The sequence below is a fragment of the Halobacillus locisalis genome, from assembly GCF_013694105.1.
Taxonomy (GTDB): domain Bacteria; phylum Bacillota; class Bacilli; order Bacillales; family Halobacillaceae; genus Halobacillus; species Halobacillus locisalis.
In genome coordinates, this window is record NZ_JACEFG010000003.1 from 677,492 (window position 1) to 689,580 (window position 12,089).

General features: G+C 42.5%; 15 protein-coding genes. 8 read left to right on the forward strand and 7 right to left on the reverse strand.

Features of this window, described 5'->3' with window-relative positions; all coding sequences use genetic code 11:
* Nucleotides 1–2 precede the first annotated feature (2 nt).
* From H0266_RS16670 to H0266_RS16680, 3 genes are all read right to left on the reverse strand, one after another.
* Nucleotides 3–809 carry a DUF4397 domain-containing protein gene (locus tag H0266_RS16670; protein WP_181473550.1) on the reverse strand — a complete coding sequence of 269 codons (807 nt, stop codon included), beginning with the start codon at nt 807–809 and terminating at the stop codon, nt 3–5.
* A gap of 248 nt (nt 810–1,057) precedes the next feature.
* Nucleotides 1,058–2,179 (reverse strand): amidohydrolase, encoded by a 1,122-nt coding sequence (locus tag H0266_RS16675; protein WP_181473551.1) that lies wholly within the window; start codon nt 2,177–2,179, stop codon nt 1,058–1,060.
* A gap of 109 nt (nt 2,180–2,288) precedes the next feature.
* Nucleotides 2,289–3,194, reverse strand: coding sequence for a TIGR01777 family oxidoreductase (locus H0266_RS16680; protein ID WP_181473552.1), 906 nt, complete (start codon nt 3,192–3,194; stop codon nt 2,289–2,291).
* Between the two features lie 109 nt (nt 3,195–3,303).
* On the opposite strand from H0266_RS16680, the gene recX reads away from it, so the two are divergent.
* Both recX and H0266_RS16690 read left to right on the forward strand, forming a co-directional pair.
* The gene (gene recX / locus H0266_RS16685) at nt 3,304–4,125 is read left to right on the forward strand and encodes a recombination regulator RecX (RefSeq protein WP_343063319.1); all 822 of its coding nucleotides are present in this window, start codon (nt 3,304–3,306) and stop codon (nt 4,123–4,125) included.
* 135 nt (nt 4,126–4,260) lie between these two features.
* Entirely contained in the window at nt 4,261–5,043 is a 783-nt protein-coding gene (locus H0266_RS16690) for an NUDIX domain-containing protein (protein ID WP_181473554.1), read from the forward strand.
* Between the two features lie 121 nt (nt 5,044–5,164).
* On the opposite strand, the gene H0266_RS16695 is transcribed toward H0266_RS16690, so the two are convergent.
* On the reverse strand, nt 5,165–5,956 hold the full coding sequence (locus tag H0266_RS16695) for an HAD family hydrolase (RefSeq protein ID WP_181473555.1): 792 nt from the start codon (nt 5,954–5,956) through the stop codon (nt 5,165–5,167).
* 337 nt (nt 5,957–6,293) lie between these two features.
* Here H0266_RS16695 and glcT point away from each other — a divergent pair, with 337 nt between their 5' ends.
* From glcT to H0266_RS16715, 4 genes are all read left to right on the forward strand, one after another.
* Complete coding sequence (gene glcT, locus H0266_RS16700; RefSeq protein WP_181473625.1) at nt 6,294–7,136, forward strand: glucose PTS transporter transcription antiterminator GlcT; 843 nt, start codon at nt 6,294–6,296, stop codon at nt 7,134–7,136.
* A 236-nt stretch (nt 7,137–7,372) separates the two neighbouring features.
* Nucleotides 7,373–9,409: a glucose-specific PTS transporter subunit IIBC gene (ptsG, locus tag H0266_RS16705; protein WP_181473556.1), complete on the forward strand. Its 2,037-nt coding sequence runs from the start codon at nt 7,373–7,375 to the stop codon at nt 9,407–9,409.
* A gap of 13 nt (nt 9,410–9,422) precedes the next feature.
* Nucleotides 9,423–9,689 carry a phosphocarrier protein HPr gene (locus H0266_RS16710; RefSeq protein ID WP_181473557.1) on the forward strand — a complete coding sequence of 89 codons (267 nt, stop codon included), beginning with the start codon at nt 9,423–9,425 and terminating at the stop codon, nt 9,687–9,689.
* A 164-nt stretch (nt 9,690–9,853) separates the two neighbouring features.
* The gene (locus H0266_RS16715; RefSeq protein WP_181473558.1) at nt 9,854–10,045 is read left to right on the forward strand and encodes a hypothetical protein; all 192 of its coding nucleotides are present in this window, start codon (nt 9,854–9,856) and stop codon (nt 10,043–10,045) included.
* A 39-nt stretch (nt 10,046–10,084) separates the two neighbouring features.
* On the opposite strand, the gene H0266_RS16720 is transcribed toward H0266_RS16715, so the two are convergent.
* A complete protein-coding gene (locus H0266_RS16720) occupies nt 10,085–10,744 on the reverse strand; it encodes an SDR family NAD(P)-dependent oxidoreductase (protein ID WP_181473559.1) in 660 nt (219 codons plus the stop codon).
* A gap of 91 nt (nt 10,745–10,835) precedes the next feature.
* Between H0266_RS16720 and H0266_RS16725 the strand changes: the two genes are divergently transcribed.
* On the forward strand, nt 10,836–11,189 hold the full coding sequence (locus H0266_RS16725; RefSeq protein WP_181473560.1) for a YfhH family protein: 354 nt from the start codon (nt 10,836–10,838) through the stop codon (nt 11,187–11,189).
* Between the two features lie 41 nt (nt 11,190–11,230).
* On the opposite strand, the gene H0266_RS16730 is transcribed toward H0266_RS16725, so the two are convergent.
* Nucleotides 11,231–11,374, reverse strand: a complete 144-nt coding sequence (locus H0266_RS16730) for a YpzG family protein (protein ID WP_343063320.1) — start codon at nt 11,372–11,374, stop codon at nt 11,231–11,233.
* On the reverse strand, nt 11,367–11,540 hold the full coding sequence (gene sspK / locus H0266_RS16735) for a small acid-soluble spore protein K (RefSeq protein WP_181473562.1): 174 nt from the start codon (nt 11,538–11,540) through the stop codon (nt 11,367–11,369). The genes H0266_RS16730 and sspK overlap by 8 nt, the downstream gene beginning before the upstream one ends.
* 267 nt (nt 11,541–11,807) lie before the next feature.
* Here sspK and H0266_RS16740 point away from each other — a divergent pair, with 267 nt between their 5' ends.
* Nucleotides 11,808–12,074, forward strand: coding sequence for a YfhJ family protein (locus H0266_RS16740; RefSeq protein ID WP_181473563.1), 267 nt, complete (start codon nt 11,808–11,810; stop codon nt 12,072–12,074).
* Nucleotides 12,075–12,089: the final 15 nt, after the last annotated feature.

Sequence of the window (12,089 nt, forward strand, 5' to 3'; positions counted from 1 at the left end):
GATTATGCTTCTGAACGTTTACGGAAGAATACAAATCCTGCACCCATCGCTAGCACACCTAGAATAGCAGCATATGCCATAGCGTTAGAGTTTGTATCTGCAGCTCCACCAAAACCAGTTTCAGGCATAGAAGATGGCATTGCTGCGGAATCTTCTAGAAGAAGTACTTCTGGACTATCTGCTGTTCCAACAGCGAAAGCACTATAGACTTTACCTGCTTCAACTGTCGTTCCAGAAAGGTCTACTAATTGTGTACCATCTGTTGTACGTACTTCAAGGTCATATGTTCCAGCTTCTAATTCACTATATTCAGTTACCATCGGGAACTCCGCACCAGAGAATAGCGCATCGCCACCGATTGGACCTACATCAACGGCTGGAGCACCAGGGATGAAGTGGGCAACGCGGACTTTCGCCATACCTTCGCTTGCTTCTGTTTCATCTTGTAGAGCTTTCAACTCGATACTATCTAAGTTATTAATCGCAGCAGCTGTATAAGCCATGCCAGCTTCTACCGTTACATTTGTTGAAATGGCAGGATCTTGTTCACCCATCGTTCCAGCTGCATAAATTTCTACCATATGTTCACCAGCAGGCAATTCCATGTAATCCGTAGCGGCTTTGAATTCTGCACCTTCAACAACAGCATTTCCATCTACATACACATCAACGGCAGGGGCATCAGGGGACGCGTGTAGTACACGGACCATAGCCATTTCTCCACCTGAATGATTATCAGCGAATGCAACAGGTGCAAATACTCCTAAAACTAATACGAACGCGGCTAATGATGATAGCAGTTTCTTCATGCGTTTTCCCACTCCTTAAATTTTTTGTATATGAAATGCTGAATTTGTACTTAAACTTCAGCATTCACTACCATATGAAAGGGATTTTTAACCAATTTTCGAGCGTTGTGCATCAGTTGTACAACCATTGTACAACTATAATATTCACCGAACCTTTACCTCCTAAACCTCTAAAACATATTGAATGTGTTTTGTTTGTTCCACAAAAAAACACCGGAGGAGATTCCTTCCGGTGTTAGGATGCGAATTTATTCTTGGTAATATACAAGTTTTCCATCAATCATTGTCCAGAGTGGTTTTGATAGGTATTCAAAAGGATGGCCACTCCATAAAACAAGGTCTGCATCTTTCCCTTTTTCAATAGAACCGACACGATGATCGACACCCAGATTCTTGGCCGGTGTAATGGTGATTCCCCTCAACGCATCCTCAACGTCTAACCCTTCACGTGCGGCTAGTGCAGCACAAATGTTCAAATATTGGATCGGCGTATATGGGTGATCGGTTGTGATCGAAACTTTAATGCCATATTCGTGTAAGATGTTGTAGGTTTGCCAAGTTTTGTTTCGTAGCTCAATTTTAGACGCACGTGTGAACGTAGGTCCAACACTGACTTGCAAGTCCCGCTTTGCGAGTTCATCGGCAATCAAGTGTCCTTCTGTGCAATGTTCAATTCGGAGGTCAAGGTCGAATTCGTCTGCAAACCGGAGAGCCGTAATGATATCATCTGCACGATGGGCATGAATACGTACGGGCATCTCTTTGTTCAACACTTGTATAATCGGCTGGACACGTAAGTTAGGTTCTGGATTCTTCATAGCCGCATAAAATGTTTCTCTTAAAGTACCCATGATGCCTAGTCGGGTGATCGAGGCATCTTTCGATTGGGAATGGACGCGTTTTGGGTTTTCTCCGAGCGCTAATTTCAGTCCCGCTCTTTCCCTTACGATCATTTGATTGATCGTATGTCCAACCGTTTTTATGACGGAAGTTGTACCACCGATAATATTCGCGCTTCCCGGCATGATGTGAGCGGTCGTAACGCCTGCTTTTCGGGCATTAAAAAAAGCAGGGTCTAGAGGGTGGGCTCCATCAATGGCTCTTAAGTGTGGCGTGATAGACTCGATGGTTTCGTTTGCATCGCTGCCTGCCCACCCAGTACCCTCATCATACAAACCGAGGTGTGTGTGGACATCGATAAAGCCTGGGTATACATCTTTTCCTTTACCATCAATGATTTCGGCATCATCTGAAAAGGTGAGATTTTGTCCGAAATCATGAATCTTTCCGTCTAAAATATGAATGCAACCGTTCGAAATCGATGGGGATGTGATCGGGTGAATCGTGACATTTTTTATTACCGTATTCATAAGACATACAGCCTTTCCACTAAGATTATTACTATTATACTGGAAAATTCCGCTTTGGAGCACAAAAGAACGAAGCTTTTCGGGACGCTTCGTCTTTTATTCAGGGGAATTATTCATGTAAAATCGATTCAAGTGCTGGTTTCAAATCTGGGTAGTGGAATGAATACCCTTGTTCTAATGCTTTCTTAGGGATGACGGACTGACCATCTAAAAGCAGTGTACTCATATCACCTAAGGCAATTTTAAGAGCGAATGCAGGGGCTGGAATCCAATGCGGCCGGTTTAACACATCTCCTAAAGTACGTCCGAAGTCCTTATTTCTATGAGGATTTGGAGCTGTGCCGTTCAGTGGACCTCTGATTTCTTTTTGGTGGATGGAGAAGTCAATCAATCCGACGACGTCATCGATATGGATCCAAGACATCCATTGCTCGCCAGATCCTAGGTTTCCACCGATCATAAATTTATAAGGCAGTATCATTTTAGGTAATGCCCCTTCCTCACCTAAGATGATGCCGAACCGAACAAACACCGTGCGGACTCCTGAATTTTCAGCCTTAGATGCGCGTTTCTCCCACTCCTCCACGACATTTGCCAGAAAATCATTCCCGGGTTTCTCTGTTTCTTCTGTGAACGTTTTTGTTTTCGACTGGCCGTAGAAACCGACAGCGGAAGCATTGACCAATACCTCAGGTTTGCTGTCTAGTTGTTCGATTAGATCAAGCACTCCTTCTGTTGCTTGAATACGGCTATCTAAGATTTCCCGCTTTTTCTCTTCTGTCCAACGTCCGCTGTTCAACGACTCCCCGGCTAAGTTGACAATCGCTTGGACATTGGGGAGCTCACGCGCAGGATGGTATTCGTCTTTCAGCCACCCGACAAACGTTACTTGACCCGAATCTGTATGTTTGTCAGGACTGCGTGTAAGTATGTACACATGGTGTCCCTCTTTGACTAACTGATCTGTCAATCGTTGACCTACGAATCCCGTGCCGCCTGTTACAACAATATTCATACTGAATCCTCCTTTGAAATCTTTTACATTATATTACTTCATCTTGTGATAAATAGCGATTCATATCCGTGACCCCGTTCATGTTAAAAGGTACAATGAGTGAAAAGGGGTGAAGGTATTGGCTAAACTAACTCGAATTACTACACAAAAAAAGAATAAAAATCGTTTTAATATTTATTTAGACCACGGAGAAGGGGAGAGCTATGGGTTTAGTGTGGATGCTGATGTACTCGTTAAATATCGGCTTCAAAAAGGAATGGAATTGGATGAGCCCACGATAGAAGCGCTCATTAGAACAGATACCATTCATAAATCATATACCCAAGCAATCAATTACTTAAGCTATCGAATGCGTTCTGAGAAAGAAATTCGTACGTATTTAAAAGATAAAGAAATAGAGCCAGAGCATATTGATGAAATTGTGAATCGTCTACATAAGGAAAAATTATTAGATGATCAGGAATTTGCGAATTCTTTAGTGAGAACAAGAGTGATGACATCAAGCAAAGGACCGCTGCTTTTGAAAAAGGAACTAATTGAGAAAGGGGTTACGGCAAGTGAAGCAGAAGAGGCCTTGAATCACTACACATTTGATCAACAATATGAAAAAGCGATGAAATTCGCTGAAAAGAAAATGAAGAATGATCGAAAGAAATCCTACCGACAACAGTTTCAAAATGTTCAGCAGACGTTGATGCAGAAGGGCTTTACTGGTGATATCGTACAAGAAGTACTCTCAAATTTACCAGATGATGAAAAGGAAGATGCAGAGTGGGAAGCGGTCGTCTTTCAAGGAGAGAAACTCATTCGGAAATTTGAGCGGAAAGCAGAAGGTCATGACATGAAACAAAAAATCAAGGCGAGTCTATATCGAAAAGGGTTCCCATTTGAGTTGATTGATCGATTCCTTGAAGAATACGTGGAAGAGTAATCTTTGTTCTTTCATAAAAATATGTAAGGAGTATCAAAAAAAACATAAAGCACAGCTTTGACTCCCATCTTAATGGGAGTTTCGTGTATACTATTGACTGTGATATAAGCACTATATTCGTCGGAGGTACCCTATATGATTTATCAACGCAGGACCTATCAATTAGAACCTGATCAGTACGAGCAATTCACACAATTTTTTCATACGTATATTTTACCTAACCATTTAGGTCATGGGGCGAGAATTGTTGGAAGATTTACAACGATGAACCGTGATGAAGTGACGTCCATATGGGAGTATGATTCTTATGAAGAATATAAAAGAATCGAGGAAAAAGTAAAACAATCGGAACTCTATAAAAAAGCTAGGCAAAGGCGCGAAGAGTTGCAGGACCTCTTCGTGGAAGAACGAGTAGACTTCATCGAAGCAACAGGTGAATACCATTTTCCTAAACACATTGTTTCTGTGGCTGCTTACATAACGAATGGAGATGGGGAGGTATTGCTGGTTAAGAACGAACACCGTGATGATACCTTTGAAATTCCAGGTGGTCGGATGGAATGTGGCGAGACGCTTGAAGGAGCCGTAAGGCGTGAGGTGTTGGAAGAGACGGGAATTGAGATCTCGATCAAGGGTGTTTCAGGCGTGTACCAGAATGTCACGATGGGGGTGGTCTGCATGGTCTTTACAGCAGAGTACGTATCTGGTGAACCGACGATAAAGCCTGGTGAAACGCGGGATGTGAGGTTTGAAAAGGTTACGCCAGAAACCATACATGACTGGGTAACTCGGAAGCATTTTCAAGTTCGTTTAATGGATGCGATGGAGAAAGTAGCGGTCTCACTGGAGAGTTATTATGTAAGGCCGTACGAAATACTGTACCGATTGGAAAATGAAAAAGCTGCTGACAGAAAATAGTCAGCAGCTTTTTTATATTAATAGACTTTATCCAATTGAGGGTCTCGGGTCTTCGCCGCACCCAACCAAATGTTAGATCATCGGACCTTTCTATCATTATGAGCAAGGAGCTTGATATAAATTATAGAAGACCTTTTTTCTCTAAGTCCTCGATGGCTTCATGTACGTGATCGACCACTGTAGACGCCTTTTGTGTCACCTCTTCATGAGCTGTTGACATCACATAACTGTGTGGGGTCAATTCGAACATGGCGATATCATTAAAGGAATCTCCTACACAGGCCATTTCGTCAGGTTGAATATTCAACGTCTCCATAAGTGCCTTTAGTCCGGTACCTTTATTAATCGCTTTCGGCATCAAATCTACGGCCGTTTCATGAGAAATGAAGCGGTCAATTTCTTCACCGAAGGTCTGGTCTAATCGATTGTAAACATCGATGATATCTTGTTCCTGACCGTGGAGTGTAATTTTCGAAGGAACAATCGTTGTACCGAACTGACTCTGCATTGTAGGGTCTACAATAATATCGTGGAAAAGTTGCTCTGAAATGATATCAATCCACTTATTATGGTGTTCGGTGTACGTCTCTTCTGCTGTAGACACCGTTTTGATCAGTGGTTCCTTCTCGATTGTACGCATTACACTTGTTGCTAATTCTTTGTCAAAGGTCTTCGAATGGATATGTTCGTCCTCAGAGTCATATACAAATGCTCCGTTCTGGCTGACACGATGTCCATTCACTCCTACACGCTTTAAAACCTCTTTGATTTCGTGGTCCATACGACCTGATGCTACGGTGAAGGGAATGTCTTTGTCGATCATTCTGCGTATCGCATCTACATCTTCATTCTTTATATAATGGTCCATGCCTAGCAATGTCCCATCAAGGTCACTTACAAATAGTTTTATCATGGATGGACTCCTTTCTATTCTGCTACGTTTAATCCTACAATAATTTTTGAGGTAACTCCCACAACAAGACTATGACACTTCTGCCCTCAGGGCGCAAAAAGTCTATTCTCCAGTTAAATAGAAATCTGTTCACGAATAAGATCGTGAACAAAGTTCCTTTGTGAGTAGCCCTATTTTGAACACTTAATGATTGTACACGACGTAAAGGCTTTCAAACAACGGTAACGTTTTTAAGATTCTCGACTTGTCAAAAACTCGCTTGAGATATAGGATTATACTTATGAGCAGACTGCAAACGCTTTATGATTGGGGTTTGTATGTAAGTGGGGGACGAATGATGGAGCAACAAGTAAAAATAAAGAAAGTCTTGAATAACAATGTTGTCATTGCCGAACACCCTTCCTATGAAGAAGTCGTTCTTATCGGAAAGGGCATTGGGTTCAATCGAAAAAAAGACGATGACATTTCGTTCAGTAAAGCGGATAAGACTTTTCTATTAAGCAATGAGAAAGAAAAGGAACAATACGTCAATTTGCTGCCCTACATTGATGAAGGGCTCATTGACTTCATGAACGATGTTCTCGTCCATATTGAAATGAGAATGGGGCAAGAGTTGAATCAACACATCCACGTTGCTTTGACAGACCACCTTGCCTTTGCGATCAATCGTGCGAAGCAAGGCATGCAGTTTTCCAACCCTTTCTTATTAGAGATTGAGTCGCTTTATCCAAAGGAATACCAAATTGCCATGGAAGTTGTAACGATGATTTATGACCAAATGGGCATTCAGTTCCCTGAAGGAGAAGTGGGGTTCATCGCTCTTCATATTCATAGCGCTGTAACAGACAAAACGTTAAGGGAAATCAATCGTCATAACCAATTGATTACTCAACTCGTTTCTCTTGTAGAAGATACGATGAATATGCAGATCGATAAAAACAGTGTGGATTATCACCGACTTGTTCAACACTTGCACCGTGCCATTGACCGTGTGCATGAAGATGAACATGTCGGTGACGAAATAAAACTTGCTAAGATGTTGAAAGAAGAGTACCCGGTGTGCTATAATCTTTCATGGAAACTCATTAAAGTGATGCAAAAACAGTTGAAAAAGCCTGTAGATGAGTCGGAAGCGATTTATTTAACGATTCATTTGCAACGGTTAACCCATAAATCTTAACATACGTGTTACTGATACGATCAGGCATGAGTATTTGAAGATCAATTGGTTACCTTAGGGAGGAGTGTATCTTCTTTCTACGTAACCCCATCTTCTATACTCATGCCTTTTTTATGTTCTAATACTTATTTTGCGCCCCTCTGAGGTGCTTCTCTTTCATTCGTAAATGTAACCGTTTTATTTTTCTGACTATTTGGGATAACTGTTGAATCACAAAAAACAAAGGAGGAAACAACATGTTCAAAAATGCTTTTGGTACATTGCAAAAAGTAGGTAAAGCGTTAATGACGCCCGTAGCATTGCTACCAGCAGCCGGTATCTTGCTTGCCTTTGGTACAAGCTTTGCTCAAGACGACTTCGTCGATCGTGTGCCATTCTTCGGTGTACCGTGGATGCAAACACTACTTCAAGTAATGGCGGAAGCCGGTGGTGTCGTATTTGATAACTTACCGCTATTATTCGCTGTCGGTGTCGCTATTGGATTAGCGAAAGGAGATGGTGTAGCTGGTTTGGCTGCCATCATCGGTTACCTGATTATGAATGTCGTCATGGGTGTACTCGGAGGAGTAACTTCAGATATGACGTCTGAACCGGCTTACGCCATGGTGCTCGGAATCCCTACGCTTCAAACAGGGGTATTCGGTGGTATCATCGTAGGTATATTAGCAGCCAGTCTGTATAATAGGTTCTTCAATATAGAGTTACCACAGTTTTTAGGGTTCTTCGCAGGAAAGCGTTTCGTTCCGATTGTGACCGCATTCTCTGCCTTGTTCTTAGGTATTATCATGCTATGGGTTTGGCCATATGCTCAGGGTGGTTTAAATGCCCTATCTCGCTTAATGCTTGAAGGGAACCAAACGATCTCTGCGTTCTTCTTCGGTGTTATTGAACGTTCCTTGATTCCGTTCGGCTTGCACCACATTTTCTATTCACCATTCTGGTTTGAATTCGGTTCATACACGAACGCAGCTGGAGAGATCATTCGTGGTGACCAGCAAATCTTCTTCGCACAGCTAAGAGATGGTGTGGAATTCACAGCCGGTACCTTCATGGTTGGTAAGTTCCCGTTCATGATGTTCGGACTTCCAGCAGCTGCGCTTGCGATTTATCACACTGCTAAACCAGAACGTAAAAAAGTAGTCGGAGGAATTATGGCATCCGCTGCCTTAACTTCTTTCCTTACAGGTATTACAGAGCCAATTGAATTCTCATTCTTATTCGTTGCTCCAGTACTATTCGGTATTCATGCTGTATTTGCCGGTTTCTCCTTCATGATCATGGAGATCCTTGGTGTGAAAATCGGACAAACGTTCTCTGGTGGTTTGATCGACTTCATCCTGTTCGGTGTTCTACCTAACCGTACAGACTGGTGGTGGGTCATTATCGTAGGGCTTGTCTTCTCTGTCATCTATTACTTTGGATTCCGTTGGGCGATCTTGAAATTCAACCTAGCGACACCAGGTCGTGAAGATGAAGCTGAAGATGACGAAGACGAGGGAGAAGTAGGAGACCTGCCATTTGAAATTCTAGAAGCAATGGGTGGAAAAGAGAACATCAGCCACCTAGATGCATGTATTACGCGTCTCCGAGTATCGGTTAACGATAAAGATGATGTTAACAAAAACCGCCTGAAGAAATTAGGTGCATCCGGAGTGATGGAAGTAGGAAATAATATTCAAGCCATCTTCGGACCTGTATCCGATTCCTTGCGTGGTCAAATGCAAGACATCATGGATGGAAAAACACCGCGTTCGCAAGAAGATGCTTCTGAAATGACGAATGCCAAAAAGCAAGCAGAAGCTCCAGTAACAGATGGTGAATTAGCTTTTGTCAGCCCAATCAAAGGTAAAGTGTTACCAATCACAGAAGTACCAGACCAAGTCTTCTCTGGCAAAATGATGGGCGACGGCTTTGCAATTGAACCGGAAGATGGTAAGATTGTTTCGCCGGTCAACGGTAAAGTATTGAATGTCTTCCCGACGAAACATGCAATCGGGCTTGAAGCCGACAATGGAATGGAAATCCTCATTCATATCGGTATCGATACGGTTGGCTTGAAAGGTGAAGGGTTTACAGCTATGATTTCAGAGGGAGACGAAGTGAAACAAGGACAAGCGTTGATGGAAGTGGATCTTGACTTTGTCAAAGATAATGCACCATCTATCGTAACGCCGATTGTTTTCACAAATCTTCAAGAAAATCAAACAGTACATGTGAAAGCTTCTGGTCAAGTCAATCACAACGATCCAGACATTATTGAAATAAAAGGATAAAGGAGAGATCATCATGACAGAACAAACGATGACGATTACAGCAGCAGACGGGGTACACGCACGCCCAGCAACTTCTCTAGTACAAGTAGCAGGGAAGTTCCAATCAGACGTAAACCTTGAGTACAACGGCAAAGCCGTAAACATGAAGTCCATTATGGGCGTTATGTCCCTAGGTATTCCAAAGGGTGCAGAAGTCAAATTCACAGCCGAAGGTTCCGACGAAGCAGAAGCTGTTGAAGCAGTTGTAGCAAAAGCAAAAGAAGAAAACCTAGGAGAGTAATCTCTTGAAAAAGCCGGGCACACGATGCCCGGCTTTTTTTATGCATTTAAACAGTCAGAAATGTTTTGTGCGAGCCGCTTCCATATAAATGTCTTCAATCTTAATTCGAGTAGATGAAACGGGTACGACTGTTGATTCGTATTAGATATAAAGGAGGGTTGCAAATGGGATGGGTAGTTATTCCACTTGTGATGGTCCTTGTCGTTTTTATAAAAAGAAGGGATGTTAAGAAGAAGAAAATGAATCCTCCTCGCAAATGGGAAGGGGAGGAACCTGCTGCCAACCGAAGACGTTGGCATGATGCAGAGAAAGATGGAGCGAAGCGTGCTGTATCTGGTGGTGGGGGAGGTATGTGAAGAAGCCTATAAAAAGAGCCTCTCAAAGAAGGCTCTTTTTTATCGATCAATATAAATGGATTCTCTGCCGTCATCTTCTTTGAAGATTTGTTCAGCGACACCCTCTGGTCCTTTGAGGCGCTCTGGCGAATCCACATGGTCTGTTTGACTCCAGAATGGTGTGTTCATTCCTCCCATGTAAACAGCGGTCGCTGATACGGGTTCGTTATCCCACTCCTTATGGAGGCTCTCTGTGAATCCACGTACAGCAAATTTACTAGCGCAATAAATGCTCTCGTTCTTCTTTCCTCGAAGTCCAGCTGTTGAGATGACATTCAAGACACGTCCACCGGTTTCACGTAGTTTAGGGAAGGCGAGTTGCGTCATCAACATGGTTCCTTTTACATTTGTGTTGAGAGCAGAATCCATGTCTTCAGGTGTTAAATCCAAGAGATTACCAAATACACCGATACCGGCATTGTTGATGACAATGTCGATTTGATCAACTTGACGTAGAGCCTCCGTTACGGATGCAGGTTCTGTTACGTCGCATATAATGACTTCAGCATTACCTCCATCTTGCTGAATTTCATTTTGTACGAGTAACAAGTTTCTCTCTGTTCGACCTAAGAGGAACACTTGATGTTGATTACGAGCGTACTGATGAGCTAGTGCACGTCCAAGTCCTGTTCCAGCTCCTGTGATGACAACGTTACCCATTCGATCTCCTCCATTTCTTATGCTTAGCCATATATATTGTGACGAAACACTGATAAAATGTAAAGAAAGAGAGAGGAAGAGGGGAAAAAGTATGGAGAAACGATTTAGTGATTACACTTATGAAGAACTTCGTCAGGAAGTGGCACAACTCACAGAGAAAGCTCAGAAAGCGGAACAAATGGGAATGGTGAACGAATACGCCGTTCATGAAAGAAAAATCATTATGGCGAAATCTTATATGATGAATCCGAAAGATTTCAGTGGAGGGGAAACCTACAAACTGGATGGCGACCTTGAGCATGACTTTTATATTGTATATATGAACGGCGTCTTCGCGTGGGGATATCGACAAACGAAGACTGGTGAAAGAGTAGAGAGTGAAATGATAGCTGGAGAAGAATATGAGGCTCTACCGATCGCGATGCTTGGAGAGAAATTATCATAACCAAAAGGCGCACATGTTGTGCGCCTTTTGTATAGGAACATTTATCCTCTTTTTCGTGCTTGGATTTCTGTGATCTGTTCGGAATGCGTCTGCTCTGTTTCACCATTTACGCGGTGAGCTAAGTGCTTGTTCGTTCGATGCTGAGCAAATGCATTTTTCTTTTCAAGAAATTCTCGTTTACCCACGATCATTCCTCCCGACTTGATTAATATCACGCTCTCTCGAGTGGGCAGCTCTTCCTTGCGGGTTGAAGTTGATCTTCCCGTTCGGCTTTTTAGCTAGATACTCACTCTGATCTTCAGGAGCATGAGACATGTGAACATTGGGAAAGTTTTTGGCTTTGTTTCGCATCGAAGACCCTCCTCTGTCTCTTTTGGAGACAAGATTAGTTTGTGTTCGTATCCTGATTTTATCCCCGCAACTTGCAGTAAATTTTTCCGCTTCAAGCTTCAATGGTAAACAGAAAAAGGGAGTGGCAAAATACTGTGCGTATTGTTTTGATCGGTTCAACTAACAATGGGCGGAGGTTGAAGAAGCCCTTCCAATGATCGAAGTTCACTTTATATGATACAATGAGGCAGAAATCATTGCTAAATCAAACATGAGGTGAGCAGAATTATGCAAGAACACTACCAGCATTTAGCTGAACTTTTATATGAAAAAAATGAGCGATTGACCATTGAAGAAGCAAGAACATGGGTTGAATTATTATGGGAAGATTTTGAGGCGACCTATGCCAAGGCTGGTCATGATTACCAAGGTAAAAAAGTGACCGAGCAGATCGTACGCAGATGGATAGAGAACTATGGCCCGAGGTTGCATGAATTTGTTGCAACGAACCCCAAATATAAAGAGTTATTGAATAAAAGAGGACCGTTACAATAAAGAAACCGTGTTGCT